This window comes from Holzapfeliella floricola DSM 23037 = JCM 16512 (genome assembly GCF_001436605.1).
GTDB lineage: Bacteria > Bacillota > Bacilli > Lactobacillales > Lactobacillaceae > Holzapfeliella > Holzapfeliella floricola.
Genome location: NZ_AYZL01000008.1, coordinates 34741 through 61299 on the forward strand (window position 1 = coordinate 34741; position 26559 = coordinate 61299).

Below are 26559 nucleotides of genomic sequence, written 5' to 3' on the forward strand. Positions count from 1 at the left end.
TGGAAGGAGTGAGACAATGAACTGGTCAGGAGCATATACTTGGATTAATTTAAATTACTTGTTGCAAGGATTGTGGATAACAATTCAAATTTCTGTAATTTCAATTATTTTAAGTTCTATCTTTGGTGCAATACTTGGAATTATTCGCTACAGTAAAATTTCTAAAGTCTCTGCATTTGTTGGGTTTTTAGTTGATATTGTAAGGAATTTACCATTATTATTAATTTTATTTTTTAGTTATTTTGGATTGCCACAAATAGGGATTCGGTTTAGTACTTTTTCAGCAGCTATCTTTGCATTTACGATTTTTGAATCAGCTATGTTAGCTGAAATTTTTAGATCTGGTCTTGAAGCTGTGGATAAAGGTCAAACTGAAGCTGCACGTTCAAATGGGTTAACTTATTTACAAACGTTAAGATACATTGTTTTTCCACAAGGACTGAAGAAAATGATTGCACCAATTGTGAGTCAATTTATTTCATTAGTCAAAGATACATCGCTTGCCACAATTATCCTGTTGCCTGATTTAATGCAAAGAGCACAAGTGATTTATGGACAAGATACGAATTACATGATTCCAATTTTTATTTTGGTGGCTGCAACTTACTTTGTAGTGAACTACTTATTGTCACTATTTGCAGGATTTATTGATCGTCGCTTAAAAAATTAAGGATTTTTAAACATATTATTAATATTACAACTCAAAAACACGTTCTGTGATAAGATTGGACGTGTTTTTAATATATCTATAGGAAAGAGAGTTAAAACTATGTTGGAGTTTAAAAATGTAACTAAAACATTTGGTGACGTTACAGCTGTCCAAGACCTGTCTTTCAAAATTGAAGAAGGTCAAATTATGGGGTTAATTGGACAAAATGGGGCTGGAAAAACGACAACTTTTCGTTTGCTATTGAAGTTTTTGAGAGCAAATGAAGGTCAAATTTTCTGGAACGGTCAAGAAATTAGTGCTGACGATTATAACATTATTGGATATTTACCTGAAGAAAGAGGATTATATCCCAAACTATCAATTCGTGATCAGTTAATTTTCTTTGCAGAATTAAAAGGAAAGAAACGCAAAGATATTGAGCCCAAAATTGATTATTGGATGGAAAAGTTTCAAGTTAAAGGTAATAAAAAAGATAAGCTTAAAAAGTTATCTAAAGGAAATCAACAAAAGGTTCAATTGATTGCGACACTATTGCATGACCCAAAACTTGTTATCTTAGATGAACCTTTCAGTGGACTTGATCCCGTCAATGCAGGTATCTTGCAAGACGGTATTTTAGAACTGAAAAAACAAGGGGCATGCGTTATTTTTTCAAGTCATAATATGAATAACGTTGAACAGATTTGTGATCATTTAATTATGCTAAAGAGTGGTCAAACAGTCTTAAAAGGTAAGGTATCTGAAATCCGTCGTTCATTTGGGCGTACGAGAATCTTTTTAGAATCTGATTTAACACCCCAAGATGTCTCAAATATCGAAGGTGTTAAAAATGCATTTGTTCACGAAGATGGTGTGCTAGAAGTTGTTTTAACAGATGAAAAAGCAGGGAAAGCTATTTTTGATTTAGCAACAAAACAAGGTTATATTCCAATGTTTAATCAACAACCACCTACACTTGAAGAAATCTTTAGAATGAAAGCAGGTGCACCAAATGAATAAAACATGGATTATCGCGCGTAATGTCTTTATGAAAAATGCCAAGACAATTTCGTTTTGGGTTATGATTATTTTACCAGTTTTTGGTTTTTTGCTTACATTTGGAATAGGCTATTTAGCTGCTGGGTCATCAGCAGCTAGTTCTGATTCAAAAACTAATGAGTCAACTGCCATTGCTGTTGTATCAACAAATGAACAAACAAAAGAAACATTAAGAACATTGAATCAAAATTTTCAACCAGTAAACGATATTGGTGAAGCTAAGACTGAATTAAAAGATAAAAAAGTTCAAGCTTATGTCGATTTTGAACAAGTTAACAACCTTACGATTGTTACAGATAATGCAAATAATGAAGTTCAGCAGAAATTATCTGGGATTGTAACGCAAGCTCAAAGTTACTTAACAGCTAAACAGGCAGGTATTTCAGACCAACAACTGGCAACGCTAAGCCAGCCATCAGCTGTTCAGTTTAAAGATGTTAACGATACACAAACACTTGAACAAGCATTATCTAATCCTGAAACTAAAAAATCAATCTATAATGGCGTATCCATGGGAGCAGTCTTTGTCTTATTCTTTATTGTTTTAGCTTTTGCTAATATCGTGGCACAAGAAATAGGTTCAGAAAAAGGAACAAGAATTATGGAAGTCTTGGTTTCAAGTGCACCTGCAAAAAACCATTTTTATGGAAAAATTATTGGTGTATTGATGATGGTTGCTGTTTATATTGGATTTTACGGTATTCTTGCAGCAGTAGGACTAACTTATTTCAAAGATAATGAAATTAGCAATTTTATTATTAATCAAGTTATTATGACACCATTCTTTATGTTCGTGGTTTTATTCATGCTAGTAGCAGTCATTTATACAATTGTGTTAGCTGCAATTTTAGGATCAATGTCGTCTAAGACAGAAGACGGTCCAAAGATGGTTGCACCATTGACTTATCTGATTCTTTTAGGTTATTTTGGAGCATTATTCTCCATGAATGCTAATAATATTTTGACTCAAATTCTATCTTATATTCCTTTTATTTCATCTTTTATAGCACCTGCAAAAATAGGTCTTGGATTTATGAATGGTGGAGTAGGATTAGGATCACTATTAATCTCAATTGTGTTTTTAGGTCTAATTACATACTTCGGTGCTAAACTTTACGCTTCAAATGTTTTAATGTACAGCGATCAATCAGTTTGGAAACGTTTAGCGCATTCAATCAAATTTATCAGACGTGAAAATCAAGTCAAATAAAAAAATCACCTTTTAAGGTGATTTTTTTATTTGAGATAATCTTTCAACCAAATTTTATCATTTGGATTAATGACAGCTTTGATATAAAAATCAGTTTCTACAATTTCTTGTGAGATGATTTCAGTTTTGCCTTGTAGATATGCTAATGTTTTCCCATCTGTAGCAGGAATTTTTAGATCAATTATTTCATAGTCTTTGAAAATTTGTTTTTGAATAAAGTCAGAGAACTGTAAAATTGATGGTTTTTCAATTGCTGAATAGATGATTTCGTCACTATTAATTTGAGGATAGGGTGTATCGGTTTTATCAGCTTTATTGAAGGCCAAAATCATTGGGATTTTATCAGCATCAATTTCTTTTAAAACATCAGCAGTTGTTGCCATCATTTCACGATAATTGGGATCAGAGTAGTCGACAACTTGAATGATTAAGTCAGCTTCTTTTGCTTCAAGTAAAGTTGCTTTAAAAGCCTCAACTAGATTATGAGGTAAACGACTAACAAATCCAACCGTATCACTTAAGATAAATTCTCGATGGTGAGGTAATCGAATGTGACGAACACTAGTATCAAGTGTGGCAAATAGCATATCTTTTTCGAATACTGCTTTATCTTCTTGGTTTTTTGTAAACGCTTTAATCAAAGCATTCATAGTGGAAGATTTTCCAGCGTTAGTATATCCGACTAAGGCTACTTTAGGTAAATCACTATTTTGACGGTCTTTACGTTGCGTCAATGTTGTTTGTTCAATCTCTTCAAGTTGGCGCTTAATTCGTGTGATTTCTTTTTGAATGGTTCGACGATTAATTTCTAGTTTTGTCTCACCAGCACCACGGTTAGCAAATCCAGCACCACCACGTTGTTGGTCTAAGGTATTTTCGGATGGATGTAAGCGGGGCAAAGCATATTGTAGACGAGCTAAATTAACTTGAAGTATAGCTTGCTTAGTTTGTGCACGTTGGGCAAATATTTCCAAAATCAATTCAGTACGGTCAATGACTTTCAATTCAGTTATCTTTTCGATATTTCGAATTTGAGTGGGTGTTAATTCATCATTCAAAACAACGGTGCCTACGTCTTTGTGTTCACATAATTGTTTTAATTCTTCAAGTTTTCCCTTACCAAAGTAAGTGCCGGATACAGGATTATCTAATTTTTGTGTCAAAGTTGCGCTAGCTGTCATATTATTGGCAAATACTAATTCTTTTAATTCTGAAATAGCATAGTCAAAATTGTATTTTTGAGCATCAACGCCAGCTACGACAACTTTTGTTTTTTCGATATTATTTGAGAGCATTAAGTTACCTCATCTATTAGTTTTAGTAATTTCATCATAACCAATATAAGTCAAAAAAGCGAATAAAACCCTTAAAAATGACAATCTTACAAAACTGTAAGAAAATTTAGGGGATTTGTAAGGTAAATAAATGTAGTCTAAATAATCTAAATGATATGATTATCGTGTAAACAAATTAGGAGGCCAATTATGACAAATAATCAAATTGTAAAAGTACAAAACATAAATAAAATCTATGGCAAGCGCAATGAAAAAAAATATCAGGCATTAAAAGATATTGATTTTTCAGTACAAAAAGGTGAATTTATTGGAATTATGGGTGCTTCAGGTTCAGGAAAAACTACTTTATTGAATATGTTATCAACTTTAGATAAACCAACGAGTGGTCATATTTATATTAATGAACAAGATATTACGCAGTTGAAAAAAAATCAAATGGCAGATTTTCGTGGTCGTGAAATTGGTTTTATTTTTCAAGACTTTAACCTACTTGAGAATTTATCTTGCCGTGAGAATATTGCTTTACCTTTATCGTTGCAAAATGTATCTTCAAAAGAAATTAAACCTAAAGTGCAAAAAATTGCTACTAAGTTAGGAATTTCTCAAATTTTAGACAAATATCCATCAGAAATTTCAGGTGGGCAAAAACAACGTGTGGCAGCTAGCCGTGCGTTAGTTCATGAGCCTTCAATTCTATTTGGAGATGAGCCAACAGGTGCGCTAGATTCAAAAAGTGCAAAAGAACTATTGAATACAATGCAACAATTGAATGAAGAAGATGCTGTTTCAATTTTGATGGTCACTCACGATGCAGCAGCAGCTAGTTATGCACAGCGTATTTTATTCATCAAAGATGGTGAAATTCATCGCGAATTAAAACGTGGCCAAAACTCACGTTCTGATTTTTATCAAGAAATTATTCAAACACTAGGAACTTATGAACAGTAAAAAAGGAGAGCTAACATGTTATTTAAATTAGCATTATCGGGACTGAAAAGTCGATTTAAAGACTACCTCGTATTATTTTCTGGTCTAATTGTGACAAGTGCTATCTTCTACATGTTTTTGTCACTTTCGACAAATCCAGAATTTTTAAAACAAAATACGACAATTTCTATTATTGGGGTCGTCTTTATAATTGGTGATATTTTACTAGCTTTAATCACACTGGTTTATATTATTTATGCGAATAGTTTTTTGTTAAGTATGCGGCAAAGAGATTATGGGTTATTCATGATGTTAGGTGCTAAAAGTTCGAAAATTGGTAATTTGATTTTCGTAGAAACCTTATTTTTAGGGATTTTGGCAACAGTAGTTGGATTAGTTATTGGGGTATTTGCCACTCAAGGTGTCGCTAATTTACTAATTAGTAATTTAAGTCTCTCAATTAATGGCTTTATTGGCTTTCACATGCCAGCAATATTATGGACAATGGCCTTTTTCTTCGTTTTGTTTCTATTTGCAGCGTTATTTAATCGAATTAAGCTATCTGTCATTCCAATATTGTCATTACTAAAAAGTAATGAAAAACCTGTTAAATATCGTCGAAATCCAGTTCTTATCTTTGCTCAATTTATATTAGGTTTAATTGCGCTCATCGTTGGTTATTATGCTATGAATAATATTATGATACTGAAAACAGATGGCTTTTGGTTAGCACTAATTGGTGTTGTTGTCGGAACCTTTTTATTATTTAAGTCGATATTTGGTGTTGTTATTGATATCTTGAGACAATCTAATAGAGTAAAATATCGTAATTTAAATAACTTCACGATTAATCAAATAAAATTTAGAATAACAGAGTACACAAGAATCCTAACTGTTGTATCAATCTTATTTGCTATGGCGGTAGGCGCAATTACAGTATCTTTATCGATGAGAACCTTGACTTTTACTAATTCAGAAAATTTAGCTTATTATGACACAGCTATATACAGCGAAAAAGATAGTGTTAAAAAAGCTGTAGCGAAATTACCTATTGAAGATGAAACAACTTTTCATTATAAGGTCGAAGGATCAACGATTTATGCTTTATCAGACGAATTAAACACACTACCAATGAAAATGAAAACACCTGATAACAAAGTCACAAGTTATAGTGGTGATAGTTCAAAAAACAGCGTCAACGATTTGATCACGTCAGCTTATAATAATTTGCATCCTAAAAATGAACTGTTTGCTTCTTCAAAGGACGTCAACTATCAGTATGTTAATCGGTCAACTTTCAATACTATTCCAGTTACTCAACATTCAGTTCAATTGATAAAAACAGTTGGAGGTATTCGTGAAAATCTTTCTAGTTTGAATGCATTGAATCAATTACAAAACGCAACTCCTAGTTTAGGTTTAGATGTTATGACACAAGCACAAGTTGGTGGACAAGTGATTAACTACTATCAACTCTTTAACAGTACTTATTCTGGTTTTCAATTTATGGGAATATTCTTGGGAGTGGCCTTTTTAACAATGTTAGCTTCAATCTTAATTTTTAAAATTTTGAGTGGAGCACACCAAGATAAAAAACGTTATGAAATGTTAGATAAAATAGGAACACGTCGTTCAGTTATGACCCGTTCAATTGCTAAAGAATTAGCAGTTCTGTTTGTTTTACCAGCGCTAGTTGGATTAACACATATGTTATTTGGTCTGAAATTATTTCAAGTAACTATGATTCCACAAATTTATGGGACAGTAGTAGTGCCAGTAACTATCTTTTTGACTTTATACTTTTTATATTATTTACTGACATTCTTTATTTATCGCTCAATTGTGTTACGAAAAAGAAAATAACAAAAAGCCAACAGTTGTTGGCTTTTTGTTTTAGATTAATAAAAATTTTAGTTTTTTAATCAAATCTTACAAAATTGTAAGATTGAGGGCTAAATTGTAAGTTAAATCGATGTAACAACCTTCTAGTGATTGATAGCATAGAAATTGTAAACAAATCAGGGGGGTATCATTTATGACACAAGAACATATTAAATTTGGCACAATTATGAAACTGGCGTTTGAAAATTTACGTCAATGCTACAAAAAATACAGTATCTTATTTTTAGGACTGTTAGTTTTAAGTACATTAATTTATACTTTTTCAACATTAACTAAAACATTAAGCGCTAACCAGACGCTGATTATGACACAAGACGCGCCCGTTTTTATCGTGGGAGAAGTCATATTAATTATTATTACTATGATATATATGGGGTATCTTAATCGATTTTTATTAAATCAGGCGCAACAAAATAAGCAAATAAGCCATCGACTAGGGGACAAACAATCAAAAGTAACTGCGGTGACTCTAGTTCAACTATTAACGATTAGTATTTCGATGTTATTGCTAAGTGTAATCGTGGGTATGGCTGTTTCACAACTAGTGGGATTCTTAATAGCTAGTACACAAGGAGTTGCACTTAAAGGATTTGTCGGTTTTCACGTACTTAGCTTAATTGACATTACGCTGGTTTTTGTGGGATTACCTATTGTAGGTGTAGTCGCTAACAAGATTCATGTTAGTGGTATAATGCCAAAAATTTACAAGGAAGAAAGTAGAAAATATCGCAATCCTTGGCTAGTAGTTGTTCAATTAGGTTTAAGTGGTATTGGCTTTTTAGTCGCCTATTATGCAAGCCACGATATTTTGAATTATCAAACACAATCCTTAGCACTAATCACAACATCAATTGCGATTGTTGCAGGAGTTTATTTCTTCTTTAATGCATTCTATCCAACAGTTATTCAACTACTATTGAAATGGTCTTGGTTCAAAAATCGAAAACTTCATGATATGAGTTTGAACCAACTTAACCAAAAGCTTATTCATCATGTTAAAGGATTTAGTTTAGTAACCTTATTGTTTGCTGTTGCAATAGGTGCTACAGCAGTAGCTAGTTCTGTTACAAATGTAAGTGCTGAAAGAACTAACGATAATACTTTTTATGATACGGTGATTTATAATCATCAACCCGAAGTTACAGAATCAGTTAAACAGTTACCTATTGAAGAAAAAACAACCTACCATTACAAAGTTGATGGTAAGAATGTATACATGCTAAAAAACGAATTAGAAACACAACAGCTAAAATTGAAGGTTGCTGATTTTAGCGCATCGCCAGTCAATGATAATGGTTTGAAATATAAAACTACAAGCTATCAAGGTGAGAATGCCAAAAAAGAATTGAAGCATACAATTGCCTCATCCTATGAATTAATTCAACCCAATAATGACATTTGGATTAACACATTTCAATTGCCAGAAGATGTGACTTATCACGATGTTGATCAATCAGAATTTGACCAAGTCCAAGCAACTTCAAATGAAATTCAACTTATTAAAACCAAAGGTGGTATTGCACAAAACTGGCCAGCACTAATGGCTATTGAAAAGTTACAACTTGGAGACAAGATGGGCGACGATAGAGTTGGTGGTATGAGAAATAGCCAAGTCGGAGGTCAAGGGATTACTTACTTTAGAAATTTAAGTACTGAATTTGCTATTTTGAAAACTTTTGCAATTGGAATTAGCTTGGCACTAATGATGACGATTGTTTCAATCCTAATCTTCAAGCAGTGGCAATCTTTCAAACAGGATAAAGCGACTTACCAAACTATGCAAACTCAAGGATTCCAACCATCAGTTATGAAAAAGGCACTGTTCAAAGAAGTTCTATCACTCTTTATCTTGCCAATGATTCCAGGAGTAATAACTACACTAATTGGGCTTGAAATATTCAATTATCTAACCATCGATATTTATCGATTAAGTATTTTGCCAATCACGGTTTGTGTTATTTTATATCTGGTTATTGCGATTCTAGTTGCTTTTATTTACCAAAAGGAAGCGTTGAAAACAGCTGATTAAAGTAGTTATGGGGAAATCAGTTTTGTTTTAAAGTTAATAAAAATTTAAGTTTTAATCAATTTGCTGTATTATTATAAGTGGAGGAGTTCAATGAAAGGATTAATCATGCAAAGTAAAAAATTAAAACAACGATTGAAAGATAGATTTGATAATAGTTCGTTTGCTACACCGTACTTTTCTATTAGGAAACTGATTTCAGTGACTGTTGGTCTAATGCTTCTTATAGGACTTGCTACCAGTTTGTTGATTGCGGGAAAACAAATGGCTCGGACAACAGAGTCTAACTTAGCAAATATCTATTATGATGGTGTGGTTTATAGCACAAGCCCACAAGTTGATCAACAAGTTAAGCAGCTCAACTTAAAAGATCCATCATTTTACGCTTATAAAGTTCATAATGGGACTTTGTTTGTTTCGATTGACGAATTGAATAATTTTCCACTTAAATTATCAAATGGTCAAAAGATGTCACCTTTGACTTTAAATCATCTACCTAATTCTGTAACAACGTATCTTGAACAACTATTTCAAGGTATCGTGCCCTTTAATCAAGTACAAGCAGTTACTGAGTTACAATTTCAACAAGTGCCAAGTGATGCAGAGCAGTTAAGATTGCTGAAGTCAGAAGACTTCACTAAAGACTTTGAAACCTATCAAACTATCGATAACTTACAAAAGAAACAGCTGAACTTGCCCCAAAACAAAATTATTTCGTTTGTTAAAAGTCAAAAATATAACCAAATTATGACGCAACACCGTCAATTAAAATGGTTAAGTTATAGCTTGAGCTTTATTTTCACGATTGTATTATCGTTAGTGGTACTCTATCAAATTTTAAGTTATCTTTATCAGAGAGTTTATTTAGCTAGAAAAAATCATGTCAAAACGCCTTCTATTCGTCTTGAAATGTTTACGGGATTTTTACTTCCGGTTGCATTAGGTGCGGGATTTTCGTTTTTGAATTTTATTGCACTTGGCGGGACGTCTGTTGATCTTCAGTTGTTTTTCACATCAACCTTAACAATCTCAACATGTTATTTTGCACTATTAGTATTTAGTACATTTGTTGCAAAAAAATGGTCTTGGATTTAGTTTAAAATACGTTATAATGTTAGAGAGAAAACGTTTTCATTAAAACAAATTAGTGTGAATGATGTTGACGTGATAACGGTTTCACGATAATCTAGTCATTGTGATTATATTGATATAACAGGATTAATAGTTAAAACAACATACTATCGTAATTAAGTGTAGAAGTTTGATGGAGGGAATAGAGCATGACAGAATTATATGGCGCAATCGAAGCCGGAGGCACCAAGTTTGCTGTGGCAGTCGGTTACAAGAATGGTGAAATTTTAAAACGTGGAACAATCAAAACAACGACGCCAGAAGACACAATGGCACAAGTTTTTGATTTCTTTGATCAATACCAAGATGACATTATTTCCTTTGGGATTGGTTCATTTGGTCCAATTGGTGTGAATGAAAAGTTAGAAAACTACGGTTACATTACAGATACACCAAAAGTAGCGTGGCAAAATTATAACTTCATCGGCGACATGAAAGTACATTATGATGTGCCAATGCTTTGGACAACAGACGTAAATGTTGCCGCTTATGGTGAACACATTCTAGGTGCCGGCCAAAACTTCGATAATGTATTTTACACAACTATCGGAACAGGAGTTGGTAGTGGTGTGATTACGCGTGGCGAAGTTTATAATGGTCGTGCTCATCCTGAAACAGGTCACTTAATGATGAGAAGACATCCTGAAGATAATTTTGAAGGAACATGTCCATTTCATAAAGACTGTTTAGAAGGTCTTGCCTGTGGTCCTGCTATTGAAGCACGTTGGGGTGAAAAAGCCTACGATTTAAACGAAAACCATAAAGCATGGGAATTTGAAGCTTACTACTTAGCACAAGCTGCTTTAGATTTCACCTTAACATTTTCACCAGATATTATGATTTTTGGTGGTGGTGTTTCTAAACAAGAACACTTGATGGACATGATTCGTGATGAGTTCGCTAAAATGATGAACGGTTACATCACATTACCAGACTTAAAAGATTATATTGTACCTGTTTCACTAGGTGATGATGCGGGTATTATTGGTTCATTGTTACTAGCTGAAAAAGTTGCAAGATAAAAACTAAAAGCACATCAGACGCTTGTCTGTGTGCTTTTTTATTGTGTCTAATTATAGTAGTATAGTAATTAAAAGACGTGGAGGATAAGGAGGCGACTTTTGATGGGCCAATATGAATCAGAAGCTCAACTTGAGAATAAATTTATTAAACAACTTGAAAATTTGGGGTACCAATATGTCACCATTAAAGATAATAATGAGTTGCTAGCACATTTCAGGGCGATACTGAATCAGCGCAACAAAGATAATCTGAAGGGTGAGCCCTTAACGGACTTAGAATTTCAACGTGTATATGCTGAAATTGTTGGACCTAAATCACATTATAAAATTAGTTATGATTTAAGGGGATCAATCAATTCACCTGTTGGAAAGATTAGTATTATTCGAGATAACGGTGAGTCATTATTTCTGAATATCTTTGATGTAAAGAATGCAGCAGCTAATACATATGAAGTGACCAATCAAATTACAATGATGGGCCGTTATGAAAATCGTTATGATGTGACCGTTTTGATTAATGGGATGCCGTTGCTACAAATTGAGTTAAAACGTCGGGGTGTTGAATTCAGCCAGGCATTTAATCAAATCATTCGCTATCGTAATGAAACTTTTAAAGATAGTTTGTTTCGTATGGTGCAGTTATTTGTCGTATCAAATGGTGAAGATACTCGTTATTTTGCCAATGGTGATGGTAATCTTAATTCAAAATTTATGTTTCGTTGGACGGATAAACATAATAAATGGTTGAATGAAATCACAGAGTTTACAGATTCATTCTTCCCACCAGAACGATTGCATTCTATTTTGGCGAAGTATGTCATTTTTGATGAAAGTCACAGCCGAATGTTGGTGATGAGACCTTATCAAATTTACGCAGTCGAAGGAATTATTAACCAAGTTGAAAATCATCCTGACAAAAATGGTTATATCTGGCATACAACAGGATCTGGAAAAACCATTACCTCATTTAAAGCCAGTCAATTGTTGAAACAGCGTAATGACGTTGACAAAGTCATCTTCTTAATTGACCGTAATGACTTGGACGTGCAAACATCTAAGAACTTTAATTCTTACCTGGGAGCTAAGAACGGTGATTTGGCTATTGATCGTACAGATGACACTAAGACCTTGGTCAAACAGTTACAAAAAACCGATGAAAAACTGGTTATTACAACAATTCAAAAAATGAATAATGCGGTGTCAAAAGATTACTATAAAAATCTATTAGCACCTTATCGTGATAAAAAAGTAATTTTCATTGAAGATGAAGCACACCGGAGTCAATTTGGTGACATGCGTAAAAACGTGAATAATTGGTTCAAAAATGCGCAACATATCGGATTTACCGGGACACCAATATTTAAAGAAAATATTGGTGCAGATGGTCGAACCACTCAAGATCTATATGACCAAGAATTGCATCATTATTTGATTAAAGATGCCATTCGTGATCAAAATGTTCTTGGCTTTAATGTGCAATATTTGCAAACCTTTGATGCAAAAGATGTTGATGAGAAGAGTCAGGCTGATGGAAATTCTGTTGATAAAAAAGAAGTTATGGAACATCCTGACCGTCTAGAACAAATTGCTAAGCATATTATTTTGAATCATCGCCAATATACTAAAAATGGAGAATTCAATGCAATTTTGACTGTGCCAAATACACGAGTTGCAATTGCTTACTACGATATATTCAAAAAACTACAAGAACAAAACCCAGAAGGTCAAAAGTTAAATATTGCGAGTGTTTTCACTTGGGCAGCTAATGAACAAGATAATGAAAGCCATCAAGGACAAGATGATGTCACTTCTCGTCATGGACTTGAACACATTGTAAAAGACTATAACCAGCTTTATGGTGAAAACTTTTCTGTTGAGGACTTTAAAGATTACTTCAATGATATTTCAATGCGTATGAAGCAACATCATCTCAAAACCCCCGAGCAAAATATTGATGTCTTGATTGTGGTTAATATGTTCTTAACCGGGTTTGATTCCCCCAAACTATCAACGTTATATGTGGATAAAAAATTGAAGCATCATGGGTTAATTCAAGCCTATTCAAGAACTAACCGAATCGATAACTTGAACAAGCCATTTGGTAATATTATTAATTATCGTAATCTTAAGCCTGAAACAGATGAGGCAATTCGTTTATTCTCAGATGGGTCAAGAGAAGCCTTCCTGGCACCTAGTTATGAAGAAATGGCTGAAAACTTCAGACAAGCAATTGAGAAATTACATGACATTATTAATCAGCCAAAAGATGTGGATAACTTGTACAATAAGGGTGAAGACTACATTAGTGATTTCATCAAGGCTTTTCGTGATGTGTTACGTATCTATAATAAAATACGTGTTTATGATGAATTTGCATGGGAAGAATTCTCATTAGATCTCACGGCACAACAATACGAATCTTTCCAGAGTAAATATCGTGAAGCTGTTGAATACCTAGAACGTGAATCAAAGAATAATAAAAAGATTTCCATTGTGGATGATTTAGATTTTGAACTAGCTTTGATTCAACAAGATGATATTGATGTGAGCTACATTATGGGATTGATTCAAAATATTGACTTCATGTCCACGGTTGACGATATTATTGATCACAGTGAAAAAATTAAACAACAAATTGAGCAAGCTGCGCAATCACAACTTCGTACTAAAAAAGAATTATTGGTTAAATTCTTAGAAGAAGAAGTACCACAATTTGCACAACAAGCTAATATTGATATTTTGAGTGAGTTCAACCAATTCGTTCAGGAACAAAAAGAACAACAATTCAAAAAAATGTCGCAAAAAGTCGATGTCCCAGTTGAAAGTTTGAAATATCAACTAGATGAGTACAAGTTCAGAGGTGAATGTGATTCTAGAAGCATTACTAGAGAACTTAGCGGCTTATCATTGATTGAAAAAAACCGAAAAAAAGAACAGATTATGATTTTTATTAAAGAAATTGGCGACTATTACAAAGCGCTAGACTAGATTAATAAGGGAGTAAATTTATGACAGAAGAACATCAAAATGTCCAATCTCAGCAACAAGCAGAATTACAAAAGCACTTGTGGGCAATTGCTAACGATTTGCGTGGGAATATGGATGCTAGCGAATTTAGAAACTATATTTTAGGATTAATTTTTTATCGATTTTTATCTGATCGAGTTGAAGAAGAAGCTGTGATGCTTTTAGATGGTGAAGGTATTGATTACCAGACTGCTTATGATAATCCAGAATATGAGAAATTATTAGCTGAGAATATTATCGAAGGGCTAGGATTTACAATTAAGCCACGTTATTTATTCAGCGCACTGGTGAAAGATTGTCAGGCTGGCGAATTTGATATTGAAAAATTACAAAATGCCATTAACTCAATTCAAAGTTCAACTATTGGTGAAGAGTCACAAGAAGACTTCCAAGGGCTGTTTGATGATATGGACTTGCAATCTTCACGCATTGGTAATTCTGTGGCTGAACGTACTGAATTAATGCGTAAAGTGTTATTGAATTTGAACAATATTTCATTCCGTTCAAGTGAGATTGAAATTGATGTCCTAGGGGATGCCTATGAATATCTAATCGGTCAATTCGCCGCTTCTGCTGGTAAAAAAGCTGGCGAATTCTATACCCCTCAACAAGTTTCAAAAATTATTTCAGGTGTTGTAACCGCAGGTAAAGATGAAATCAAATCTATTTATGACCCAACGATGGGTTCAGGATCATTATTACTAACTGTCGGAGATAAAGCTCGAATTGGTCATTATTACGGTCAAGAATGGAATTCAACCACTTATAACTTGGCTCGTATGAACTTATTAATGCATGGCATTAACTATAGCAACTTCAGTGTTAGACAAGGGGATACGCTTGAAAATGACCGCTTCCCTGATGAAAAGTTCGATGCGGTTGTGGCAAACCCTCCTTATTCAGCTAACTGGGATAATGCTGATAAGTTAACTGATGAACGTTTCCGTAAGTATGGTAAAGTCGCACCAAAATCAAAAGCTGACTTAGCCTTTGTGACGCACATGCTTTACCACTTGAATGACAATGGGACGATGGCTGTTGTGTTGCCTCACGGTGTACTATTCAGAGGAGCTGCAGAAGGTGTTATTAGAAAGTACATGATTGAACAAGATAATGTGCTAGATGCGGTTATCGGTTTACCTGCTAACTTATTCTTTGGAACGTCAATTCCCACAACTATTCTTGTTTTCAAAAAGAACCGTCCACAAACAGACATCTTCTTTATTGATGCTTCAAAAGAGTTTGAAAAAGGTAAAAATCAAAATAGCTTAACTCAAGCTCACATTGATAAAATCTTACAAACTTATGAAGCTCGTGAAGATGTGGATAAGTATGCACATGTGGCTTCACTTGATGAAATTAAAGAAAATGACTTTAACTTAAATATCCCCCGTTATGTGGATACTTTTGAACCCGAGCCTGAAATCGATATCAACCAAGTGAAAGCTGATATTGAAGAAGTGAACCAACAAATCGCCAAAATCGAAGCCGAACTTGCTGAAATGGAAGCTCAATTAGTGGAGACTGATGTTGATGAATAAAGAAAAATTAGTGCCACAACTAAGATTTAAGGGCTTTGAAGGTGAGTGGGAGAAGAACAAGTTAAATAATGTTGCCATTGTTAAGGATGGAACTCATGAATCACCCAGAAAAGTCGGGGAAGGTTATCCTTTAATAACTTCTAAAAATTTAAAAAATAACAAAATAGATTTTAGTGATGTATCTTATATATCAAAAAAAGATTTTAATCATATAAATGATAGATCAAAGGTCGATATTGGCGACATCTTGTTTGGAATGATAGGAACGATAGGCAATCCTGTTCGGGTTAGTTCAGATGATTTTGCTATAAAGAACGTTGCTTTAATAAAATATTACTCATTAGATAGTTTATTCACATTATTTTTATTGCAATCAGGTTCTTTCACCAATTATATTAAAAAAAGTAACGTAGGGAATACCCAAAAATTTATTAGCTTAAATAATATTAAAAAATTCTCTTTCTTAATGCCTTTAGAACAAGAACAACAAAAAATCGGCTCTTTTTTAAAAAAAATAGATAAGCTAATCGAACTTCAAGAGAAAAAAATGAACCATAATTACATTATGAAAAACTTTTATATTCAAAATATTATTCCATCGAGAAACAGTTCTTATCCAACTCTGAGATTTAAAGGACTAGAAACTTTGTGGGTAAAACAACTTGTTGACCAATTAGTACATTTCAATAATGGTATTTCGGGTGACGTAAAATTAAATGGTGGTAGATATAAGTTAACTAGAATTGAGACTATTTCAAAAGAATTTGTAGATATAACTAAATTAGGATTTACTAATTCCAAACCGAGTGCAGAAAAAATTCTGAAAAAAGGTGATATACTGTTTAGCAATATAAATTCTATTGAACATATAGGAAAGATGGCAGTATTTAATCTAGAAATACCCATTTATCATGGTATTAATTTACTAAGAATGTCTCCCATAAATAACGTTAATCCTTACTTTATTTTCTACACCTTATCGAAGCAGGAATATAAAAATTGGATAATCTCCAGATCAAATAAAGCAGTCAGTCAAGCCAGTATTAATAAGTCGACGTTAGGAAATCTAGATTTATTGGTTCCTGGTTACGATGAACAAAATAAAATAGCCAATTTCTTAACAAAAATAGATAAATTAATTTATTTTAGGAAACAAAAGATTGAACATCTTAAACAACTGAAAAAAGGCTATCTGCAAAAGCTATTCTGTTAGGTCATCCCTTGCAAAGAAGTCATTATCGTGGAATAATAATAGTAAAGATATTGAGGGATACAGTATGACAAAGAATAGATGGATATTAGGTATCTGTACATTAATTGGTTTAATTATTGGGATTATCCTAATGAACCAACACAAAAGTGCCGTACTTGTCTTTACGTTAATGGGAATGGCAGTCGGTTATGTGATTGTCTTTTGGATTCCACAACTAAAAAGACACTTTCAAAATAAACGGTGATGGTGTTCGCCATTAAATGCAAGTATTGCTGATGACACCTGTTGAAGCTTATTTCAACAGGTGTTTTTTTGTTGCTTGAATAGATTAATTGGGGGAAGAAACATGATTTTACAAGTTTTATTATTTATATTTGGGGCGATTGGTGGTATCACGCGCTATTTTATCGGGCAAGGGTTAATGATCAATGGGTTTCCTATTGCAACACTTATCATCAATTTATTGGGGGCTTTTTTATTACCCATTTGGAATGATCGCCAAAAAGAGCGCCCACTACTTAAAGAAATTATTGGGGTAGGATTCTTTGGGGCATTCACGACGTTTTCAAGTGCGATGCTTGATACGTTAACCTTGATTATTAAGGGTCAATTCATAGCTTTGTTAATCTATGCCACTATAACAGTGTTAGGTGGTTTTTTATTGGCCTATCTAGGGACACTATTAACAGGAGTAGCACACGAAGAAACAGATGAACAAGTAATTGAGCAAGAGGAGAGTGATAAATGATGTGGTTATTAGTTGGAGTTGCTAGTGGTGTTGGCACACTTTGTCGCCGTAATTTGACAGCACTTTTGAATAAACGTAAACATTTTACTCATTCTTTTTTAGCGACTATGATAATTAATATATCAGGAAGCTTTTTGCTGGGAGTGTTTGCCAACAACTATAGCTCATGGTGGGCTTATCCATTATTAGGTGCAGGATTAATGGGTGGATACACCACTTTTTCAACTTTTAATGTTGAATTAGTTCAGTTAATGAGGCAAAAGAAATTGTCATTATTTGTTATTCATATGGTTGTAACCTATAGCTTAGGTCTAATCTTTGTGGCATTGGGGTACTGGTTATAAAATAAGTTCAGTTCTTGTGTTATACTTTATGCCAAAACAGGAGGAGTTAAGATGAATTATCAATTACTAACACAAAAAATGCCTAGCCGAATTAAAAAAGCCTGGTTTATATCAGATATTGTTGAGGCAATTATTTCGTTGATTGTTGTGGGGACAGTTGGCAATATTTTTCCAATTCCATACAAGGAGTGGGTAATGCCAATAGTGTTGATTGCTATTGTTGCTTTCTTTGTGGGGAGTTTAGTGCTGATTCCTTATCGTTATCACTTTCATCGTTATCAAATTGATGGGGATGCGATATCTTTTCAACGTGGGGTTTTCTTTAGAAAAACCGTTTATGTGCCGCTTAATCGTGTACAACATATTGAGATTGAACAAGGCCCGATACTTAAAATTTTTGATTTAGAAGAATTAATTATTCACACTGCTGCAACAAAGCATAGTATTTCAGGGCTTAATCCAAGTACAGCTTCTGAACTTCGTGAAGAAGTGACAAAACGTGCAAAGGTGGCTGATTTGAATGTATAATCACAAACGTTTTCATCCAATGGCGTTAGTGCTGGCATTGTTTAAGTCATTCAAAACGCTAGTTGGTTTTTTGATTTTGGCAATTTTAGGAGCTGCAAGTGGTCGACTAACTTTTCTATGGTTGCCAGTCCTTTATATTGTAATAGAAATTGTAAGTTACTTGACGACTTACTACACGGTTGATGAAGCAGATATCACAATTCAAAAGGGTCTTATCAAAAAAACGACAACTGTGATTCCTTATGATCGCATTCAAACAGTTCGCCAAAGCCAATGGTTTTTTTTAGCACCATTTGATTTGACGACAGTCAACATAGAAACAGCTGGCGGTAGTGATAATAAATCAGAAGCAGTACTGAAAGTTGTTCCAATTGCTGTTTTTGATTTGATTGAAAAGTATCGTAATCAAGGTCAACCGCAAAGTACATCACAAGAATTCGTAGAAAAAATACCAACTGAAACGGGTGAATCCCAAAAAAGAGCAGCAGTTAAGAAGCTACCGGCTTCACATATCTTGCTATTTGCGATTACTAATCTTAATATTTTAGCTTCGTCAGCTGTGATTGCTGGATTAGGAGCACGTATTTTAGAACATGCGGGAAGTAAAGCTAATAGCGAAGTGACTCGGGTAATGTTTAGTAGTACGCTTTATATTATTATGGGTATTTTTTCAGTCCTTATTTTAAGTTTTATCTATTCGTTGATTCGCACACTTTTGAATTATTATGATTTTCGCATTGCTCGAACAGGAAATACGTTGACTATTAAGAGTGGTCTGCTAAAAGAAAAAACGCAACAAATTCCTATTCACAAAATTCAAAATGTTCAAGTGAAAAAACATCCGATTCGTCGTTTATTTGGTTTTTCATCTATTTTAGTTTATGTGTACAGTGGTCAAGATAAACAAAGTAAAGAAGATAATAGTGATAATCATACATACTTATTTCCTATTATTAAGACAGCTGAAGTTTATTCATTCTTATCTGTTTACTTACCAGAATGGCAATTGCACACACCTAAAATCAGCTTATTAACGCAAAATCGATTATGGTACTTTATGCGTTGGACATTACTAGTAATGGCAATTTTGGTGGGTTTTGAAGTTATATTTTGGCGATTTGTACCTATTTGGGTTGTTATTTTAGCTGTGTTTTGTAGCCTATTTATTTTAGCTTGTAATTACCTACAAGCCCAGGGACAAGGTTATGGTTTTAGTCAGCAATGCTTTATTTGTATTCAGCGTTATCATTTTTTAACGCAAGAAATTAATTTTTTGGATAAGAAGAAAGTGCAAAATATTACACAGAGGACAACGCCATTACTTTATCGTCATCAAAAAATCGGACATCTCAAGCTACCTCTTAAAATCAGCAGTGGACATGGTGAGCAAATCAAACTGCGTTTTATTCCAATTGAAATAAGTAAACAGATAAAAGAATTCTATAAAAATTAAAAATATAATATTTTAATTTAATTAGTGAACTGTTAACTTGTGGGATATTAAAAGACTAGTGTAAACTAGATAGTGACGTGAAAAACAATTAATTAATATGTGTTTTCACTTTTAAAAAAGAGGAAGTGAGAATGTGTTGCCCAATTATTATAAATATAATCGCATTAGAAGTATGCGGTTTTTGAGCTCCTTACTTTCAATGATATTAATCCTAGGTGCTTTTAATGTTGATACTGTTAATGCCAAAACAAGTTATGGTTTTTCTGATACTAATTATGAAAATGAGGTTGGTGAACGTGAACGAACAAATGGTAATAAGAGAAGATATCCTTTTATTGCTTCTAATATTGCTATTTCAACTCCAAGATTACAAAAGACAAGCAGTGGTCAATTTCAACTGGTCTATCAATATGGGTATCCAATGACCAGAGGTGGGGCTGAAAGGTTTTTAGAATACCGAGTGAAGTTTTCTAAAGACTTAGAGAAAATTGTTTCAGGAATTAGCATTGATCCAGTTGGAGCCAAAGCAGATCCTAGACCCCCCAATAGTAAAAAGAAATACAACTTTGAAAATAGAGTTGGACAAGATTCGGATGGCTATAAAGTTTTTTCTTCAGGAGTTTATCTTGGAAGTGGTTATAATGGCGGTGACGCTAATATTTACATCACACTAAGTCGATCATTCATACCTCAAAACACGTTTATATCGAGTTATATGATTTCAAGTACTGAAGTTACAAGACCTGTTTATCCGTCATTTGAAGCTGTAAGAATTCTACAGTATAGTCAATTTGGAAAACAATACAACGAAGCACTATTGAAATCGGAAAAAGACCAAAATATCGATAAACTGAAAAAAACCTATGACGATTTAATCAAAAAAATAAATGATTCGAGTTTAAGTCAAAAAACAAAAGAAGCGGTCTCTTCTGACATCAAAGATATATTGGGTAAGGCTGTTCAAAAAATTAATAGTGAGACTCAATTTGAAAATAAAACATTACAGTCTATAGAAACTATTGCAGATGTAGCCATTGATAATATGAACGATGCTTATGGTAATTTAAGTGAATTTACAATCACTAGCTTGCCTAACTTAAATTTCGGTGTGCAATTAATCCAGTCTAAAAAAACAATCTATGAAACTGTGGACGATCAAGTGATTAAGGGTCTGTTGGTAGTGATGAATGCCACTACACCGTCAAACATAAATGTTAACTTATCAATTTCAGATTTGAAGTCTAAAACACATACGCTAAGCGCTATGTATGCGTTGGGTAATAAGCTATATAAGCCAAATACAGCATTTGCCTTTATTTCAGGAACTCAAAGAAGTGGTGAGTTTACATTAAAAAGACAATCAAGTGAAGGAGTTAAGCTAATTGTTTATCCTGAAAACGTGCATGCCGAAACGTATACGGGGACAGCAACATGGTCAATCAGCAAAGGTCCGAGTAATTAAAAAATCCTCCTAAATTATATTTAGGGGGATTTTAGTTTTAATAGAAATCAGTATTAATAAATTTTATATCGCTAACTCTTTTAATGTCGCCATTACCTACGGTATATTTGAAGGATACATAACCTAAGATACCGTTATAAAATGATTCATTTCTTGAATAGAGATTAGTATAAAGCATTGATATAAGAAAAAGGAATATTTTTAATGATTTGATTAAGGATAGTGAATAGTCGTTGCTATTAACAAAAAAATTGTGGTATCATATTTAGTAAATTTTTTAGGGAAACTATAGTAAGGTTGTGAGTTTATGACAAGTAATAATATACAAAATCGCAGGGATGAACAGGCTCGTTTAGACCATGTGATAGGGGAAATTAACAAGCGTCAACAAAAACTAAATCGATCTATTAAACGTGCAAAGACAGAAGAAAAGAATCTGAATGAGCACTTTTATGATGATGTCAAAATTAATTATGTCGGTGATTCAACAACGATTGAAACCGCTTTATCTATTCGCCAACAACAGCAGATGTTAATGGAAAGAAATAATAGTTGGCAACATGCCAGTGGCCGATTAGATGTTCTTGAAAAATTAGAAAACAATCCTTATTTTGCTCGTGTCGATTTTAAAGAAAAAGGGGAACCAGGACCTGAAACAATTTATATTGGGTTGAGTTCATTTACCAATGATAAAGATGAGTTCTTGGTTTATGACTGGCGAGCACCGATTTCATCAATTTATTATGATGGAAAATTAGGAGATGTCACTTACAATTCACCTGAAGGTAAGCAAGATGTGAACTTATCATTGAAGCGTCAATTTATCATTAAAGATGGTCAAATTGAAAACATGTTTGATACCCAAGAAACGATTGGTGATCAAATGCTACTTGAAGTGTTGAATGAAAAATCATCTTCTCAAATGAAAACAATTGTCACAACTATTCAACAAGAACAAAATGCGATTATTCGAGATACCGATTCTGATTTACTATTTGTTCAAGGAGCTGCAGGTTCAGGTAAAACGAGTGCCGTATTGCAACGTATTGCTTACCTGCTTTATCGTTACCGTGGGAACCTAACGAGTGATCAAGTCATTATGTTTTCACCTAACCAGTTATTCAATGATTATGTGCAAAATGTGTTACCTGAGTTAGGTGAACAAAACATGGTACAGATGACATATTGGCAATTTGCATCGCGAAGAGTACCAAAATTCAAAGTTCAAAACTTATTCCAACAATTTGAACAAGCACAATCAAATGCTAGTGAAAAAATCACAAACTTAAAATCAAGTTATGCGTTCTTTAATTTATTAACACGCTATGGCAATCGTTTAGCTCGTGGTGGTGTGCAATTTCGCGATATCAAATTCCGTGGTGAATCATTTATTGATAAGGAAAAAATCAAAGAAATTTATTACGGATTCAATGAAAACTATAAGTTAATGAATCGTATCGAAGCGACAAAAGAAGAATTAATCAAAATCTTAAACCGTCGTGTTTCTTCTGAAATGAAGAAGCAGTGGGTACAAGAAATGATTGAAGGTTTAAGTGAAGAGCAACTACGCATGTTTTATCAACAACCAGATCAAGAATTTGAATCAGGCGATGATGAATACAAGTTTATTGCTAAACGTATCGTCACTGAAAGCCTTGAATCAGTTGCTAAGTATATCAATAACTTCCGCTTTATTAACTTTTCTGCTCAATACAACCACTTTATGCAACAAGTCCCTCGTATTCTGGATTTAGAACAACACGGGATAACAACTGCTGAATGGCAAGCAGAAGTCAAACAAATACTTGCAAAAATCAAAGCAAAAGAATTACCGATTGAAGACGTTTCTTGTTACTTATATTTGTATGATTTATTGACTGGTAGAACAGGTGAACGTTCAATGAGGTTTGTGTTTATCGATGAAATACAAGATTACACACCTTTTCAAATTGCTTATTTGAAATTCAATTTTCCAAATGCTCGTTTTACCATGCTGGGTGATTTGAACCAAACGATTTTGGCAACAGAACCAAATCAACGGTTACTAGCTGATATTTCACACTTATTTGATCCAGAAAAAACAAGTGTGGCACAGTTAACCACTTCTTATCGTTCAACCAAACAAGTGACTGACTTTACACGTGGCATTTTGCGCAATGGTCAAAAAATCACAGCATTTGAACGTATCGGGCCAAAACCTGTGATGGTTTCGTGTTCAGATGAAAGCGAAATGATTGACGAATTAGCTGATCAATTGACCGCCCAAGCTGACAAAGGCTTAACAACAGCTGTTATTACAAAATCACTACAAGAAAGTAAAGATGTCTTTAATCAATTGAAACAAAAAGGCGTTAAAAGTACCTTGATTGGTTCTGAAAACCAACGCTTAGTTGAAGGAACATTAATTGTTCCAGCTTACTTGGCCAAGGGTCTTGAGTTCGATAGTGTTGTCATGTACAACGCTTCAGATGATATTTATAACAAAGAAAGTGAACGTCAATTAGTTTACACAATTGCATCTCGTGCAATGCACACCTTGGCTATTTTATACACAGGCCAAAAGAGCCGATTGTTAGAAGATATCAATCCAGAATTGTACGAAGAAAAGATAAAAGAAAAATAAAAAGTCTTTGAAATCGTTTGATTTCAAAGACTTTTTTATCTATCCAGTTCTTTTCTTGATTCCGATCAATCCTAGTCCCATAATTATAGTCAGACCAATCAATGATAATACTTTATTTAAAAATTTTTGACTGCCAGTTTGAGGTAGTTGCTGATTTTCAGTATTATCAGTTGACTTATCGAGGCTGTTTTTATTATTGTCGAAAGAAGGCTCAGGACCAGGAGAAGGCTCAGGACCAGGAGAAGGCTCAGGACCAGGAGAAGGCTCAGGACCAGGAGTAGGTTCAGGAACAAACCTTGCCGGAATATTCACGTTAATACTATTGGACCTTAGAGGATTAACAATAAAAGCCTCCCCACTTGATTCAGTCATAGGCAAACTATTGTTTGGTAAGCTGAACGAACCGTTTTCATTAACTGTAAAAAAATCATCGAATCCAGGTAATGAAACAGTTGTGCCTGGTTTATAAGTTCGACCTTCTGAGTTGATAGGCGTTACTTGATAATCATTATTATTATCTTTTTCAAAATTGATACTAGCTAAATCAGCACGGTAAACAGAAACAATGAAGTCACTAGTGAATCTATTACCAGCAATGTCTTCGTAAGAGTAAGTGATAGGATAATCTCCCTCTACATTTGTGTCAACAGATCCGGAAATAGAATTGATATCAAAAGCAATGGGGTCATCATAAGCATCACGTATTTCGGTGATATTATCGTTTGGATTCCAATTATTTCCCGCTTCTACTCTAGAATTTTGACTGACAATTTTTGCTTTGGTAGGCAAAACATTAATGGTAACAGTTCCTAAAGGAGCTCCAATAGTATTTTTTTGATAGTCATATTCAGCGAAATAGACTGAATGTATACCAGGTATTCTAGTATCGATAGAAGTTAAATTTTCATCATTGTCTATTTCATAATAAGGTGGGTTAAATGCTTTAACAATGTTGTCGTTTATATTCCAAGTTGCTTTAGGTCCAGCAATTAAGGTTAAATTTTTAAATTCATAATCGGGATCACCTGCTGGATTGTACTGCGAAATGACAACGGTTACGTCTTTAGAAGAACGAATGCCGTGACTATTCGTATAACTATAGTTAAAGTTATATTGTCCCTGTTCTTTTGAATTAAAGTTTGTTACAAGATTATTATCTCGAGTAATTGTAGGAGAAACTTTTTCGGTAACATCGCCATCATAGGTATCAGTAATCGTTGCTAATTTGGAAAAGTCAAAATTACTGTTGGTATCTAATCTAATATTATTACCATAGTTTAATTGAATATTTGGTTTGAATTTACCATTATCTGGGTTGATAATGGTGTCATAAATTTCTTTGTTTTTAAATAAGGGATTGAGATGGTATAAAGCGTTCATAGACAAATGGTAAGTCTTATTTTTACCATCAGCAGGTAAGCCATCTTTTGTTTTGGCAACAACAGCGATTTGCAAGGCACGTTCTTGAAGTTCACTAGAATTTAGTTCAATGTACCCTTCACGTTTATCATCACTAGTATAAATGACACGAGAAGTGGCATCCCGTGTGACCAAAATAGGTTTTTTGCTATCCATTCTAGTCCACATATAAATTTTTGCTAAATCTAGATTATCATCTAATTTAAACCAGACGGCACCATTATCAGTTTTGGCGTTGCCCAAAATATTATAAATAGCACTTCCACTAATATAAGGTCCTTCGTTTGTAAAAGTTGCATATTTATTAGTGTCATCACTGGGATCTTGTGTTAAGAGTGAATTAATCGTATCATCAGCGAAAACCAAATTATCATTTTGATATCCTGATCCCACAATCCATGTTCCAGAAGGGCCGATATTCGTTGTATTTGTGATAACAGCCGAGTTTGAAAGGGTATAATCTGTATTTTGATGATTTAAAGTAACACTTACGGGATATTCACGGTCTTGATTTTGGGCGGTGACTTTAAATGTTATATACCAATCAATATTTTGAGTGGCTTGTGAAAGATCTAAATCTCTGTTGAAGTTCAGAACAGCTTGATTACTATTTTGTACGATGGTTTCATTACCTGTTCCACCTAAAATAGTTGTTGAGTTTGGAACAACAATTCCTGGAAGGTTAATGGTGATAGAGTCAGAAGTTTTTAGGGTTTCAACTTGACCTCTGGGGATAGAAATTTTGATATATTTTGTGTCGGTATTATTGGCTAATGTTGCTTGATTAAAGTTGTTGCTAATTTTAAATGTAATGGGACTTTTGTTTTGGGCAGCCAGTATGGTCGGTCGTGTACTTGCTGATAATGCTAATAGAGTAATAAACAGTGAAATTATGATAAATTTATAATTCTTGTTTAAAAATATTTTTTTCATGACATGTCTCCTAAATATATTAACGGTAATATTTTTCTTACATATCT

20 protein-coding genes and 1 riboswitch are annotated in these 26559 nt (G+C 33.6%); of the genes, 18 read left to right on the forward strand and 2 right to left on the reverse strand.

Annotation, left to right across the window (positions count from 1 at the left end):
- Positions 1–16: 16 nt before the first annotated feature.
- The 3 genes from FC86_RS01345 to FC86_RS01355 all read left to right on the forward strand — a co-directional run bounded on the left by FC86_RS01345 (position 17) and on the right by FC86_RS01355 (position 2918).
- Positions 17–670, forward strand: a complete 654-nt coding sequence (locus tag FC86_RS01345; protein ID WP_056974237.1) for an amino acid ABC transporter permease — start codon at positions 17–19, stop codon at positions 668–670.
- Positions 671–769: 99 nt separating this feature from the next.
- Positions 770–1669, forward strand: a complete 900-nt coding sequence (locus FC86_RS01350) for an ABC transporter ATP-binding protein (protein ID WP_056974238.1) — start codon at positions 770–772, stop codon at positions 1667–1669.
- Positions 1662–2918, forward strand: coding sequence for an ABC transporter permease (locus FC86_RS01355; RefSeq protein WP_056974239.1), 1257 nt, complete (start codon positions 1662–1664; stop codon positions 2916–2918). The genes FC86_RS01350 and FC86_RS01355 overlap by 8 nt, the downstream gene beginning before the upstream one ends.
- 26 nt (positions 2919–2944) lie before the next feature.
- Here the strand turns inward: FC86_RS01355 and hflX are convergent, their stop codons facing one another.
- The gene (gene hflX, locus FC86_RS01360) at positions 2945–4213 is read right to left on the reverse strand and encodes a GTPase HflX (protein ID WP_056974240.1); all 1269 of its coding nucleotides are present in this window, start codon (positions 4211–4213) and stop codon (positions 2945–2947) included.
- A gap of 189 nt (positions 4214–4402) precedes the next feature.
- Between hflX and FC86_RS01365 the strand changes: the two genes are divergently transcribed.
- The 15 genes from FC86_RS01365 to helD all read left to right on the forward strand — a co-directional run bounded on the left by FC86_RS01365 (position 4403) and on the right by helD (position 24160).
- Positions 4403–5161 carry an ABC transporter ATP-binding protein gene (locus FC86_RS01365; protein WP_056974241.1) on the forward strand — a complete coding sequence of 253 codons (759 nt, stop codon included), beginning with the start codon at positions 4403–4405 and terminating at the stop codon, positions 5159–5161.
- A gap of 15 nt (positions 5162–5176) precedes the next feature.
- The gene (locus FC86_RS01370) at positions 5177–7003 is read left to right on the forward strand and encodes an FtsX-like permease family protein (RefSeq protein ID WP_056974242.1); all 1827 of its coding nucleotides are present in this window, start codon (positions 5177–5179) and stop codon (positions 7001–7003) included.
- Between the two features lie 172 nt (positions 7004–7175).
- The gene (locus FC86_RS01375) at positions 7176–9071 is read left to right on the forward strand and encodes an FtsX-like permease family protein (RefSeq protein WP_056974243.1); all 1896 of its coding nucleotides are present in this window, start codon (positions 7176–7178) and stop codon (positions 9069–9071) included.
- A gap of 90 nt (positions 9072–9161) precedes the next feature.
- Positions 9162–10163 (forward strand): hypothetical protein, encoded by a 1002-nt coding sequence (locus FC86_RS01380; protein ID WP_056974244.1) that lies wholly within the window; start codon positions 9162–9164, stop codon positions 10161–10163.
- 185 nt (positions 10164–10348) lie between these two features.
- Complete coding sequence (locus FC86_RS01385) at positions 10349–11221, forward strand: ROK family protein (RefSeq protein ID WP_056974245.1); 873 nt, start codon at positions 10349–10351, stop codon at positions 11219–11221.
- Positions 11222–11323: 102 nt separating this feature from the next.
- Positions 11324–14209, forward strand: a complete 2886-nt coding sequence (locus tag FC86_RS01390; protein ID WP_056974246.1) for a type I restriction endonuclease subunit R — start codon at positions 11324–11326, stop codon at positions 14207–14209.
- A gap of 20 nt (positions 14210–14229) precedes the next feature.
- A complete protein-coding gene (locus tag FC86_RS01395; RefSeq protein WP_056974247.1) occupies positions 14230–15789 on the forward strand; it encodes a type I restriction-modification system subunit M in 1560 nt (519 codons plus the stop codon).
- Complete coding sequence (locus FC86_RS01400; protein WP_056974248.1) at positions 15782–17002, forward strand: restriction endonuclease subunit S; 1221 nt, start codon at positions 15782–15784, stop codon at positions 17000–17002. Before FC86_RS01395 ends, FC86_RS01400 begins: the two co-directional genes overlap by 8 nt.
- A 64-nt stretch (positions 17003–17066) precedes the next feature.
- Positions 17067–17246, forward strand: coding sequence for a hypothetical protein (locus FC86_RS01405; protein WP_056974249.1), 180 nt, complete (start codon positions 17067–17069; stop codon positions 17244–17246).
- A riboswitch (Fluoride riboswitch) is annotated at positions 17233–17294 on the forward strand. Its footprint overlaps the gene before it by 14 nt.
- A gap of 54 nt (positions 17295–17348) precedes the next feature.
- On the forward strand, positions 17349–17750 hold the full coding sequence (locus tag FC86_RS01410) for a fluoride efflux transporter FluC (RefSeq protein WP_056974250.1): 402 nt from the start codon (positions 17349–17351) through the stop codon (positions 17748–17750).
- Positions 17747–18094: a fluoride efflux transporter FluC gene (locus FC86_RS01415; protein ID WP_056974251.1), complete on the forward strand. Its 348-nt coding sequence runs from the start codon at positions 17747–17749 to the stop codon at positions 18092–18094. Before FC86_RS01410 ends, FC86_RS01415 begins: the two co-directional genes overlap by 4 nt.
- 51 nt (positions 18095–18145) lie before the next feature.
- Positions 18146–18622 carry a PH domain-containing protein gene (locus tag FC86_RS01420; RefSeq protein ID WP_056974252.1) on the forward strand — a complete coding sequence of 159 codons (477 nt, stop codon included), beginning with the start codon at positions 18146–18148 and terminating at the stop codon, positions 18620–18622.
- Entirely contained in the window at positions 18615–20075 is a 1461-nt protein-coding gene (locus FC86_RS01425) for a PH domain-containing protein (protein ID WP_056974253.1), read from the forward strand. Before FC86_RS01420 ends, FC86_RS01425 begins: the two co-directional genes overlap by 8 nt.
- A gap of 199 nt (positions 20076–20274) precedes the next feature.
- Positions 20275–21537 (forward strand): DUF1542 domain-containing protein, encoded by a 1263-nt coding sequence (locus tag FC86_RS01430; RefSeq protein WP_056974254.1) that lies wholly within the window; start codon positions 20275–20277, stop codon positions 21535–21537.
- A gap of 307 nt (positions 21538–21844) precedes the next feature.
- Complete coding sequence (gene helD, locus FC86_RS01435; RefSeq protein ID WP_056974255.1) at positions 21845–24160, forward strand: RNA polymerase recycling motor HelD; 2316 nt, start codon at positions 21845–21847, stop codon at positions 24158–24160.
- Positions 24161–24199: 39 nt separating this feature from the next.
- On the opposite strand, the gene FC86_RS01440 is transcribed toward helD, so the two are convergent.
- Entirely contained in the window at positions 24200–26512 is a 2313-nt protein-coding gene (locus FC86_RS01440; protein WP_056974256.1) for an immunoglobulin-like domain-containing protein, read from the reverse strand.
- Positions 26513–26559 lie beyond the last annotated feature (47 nt).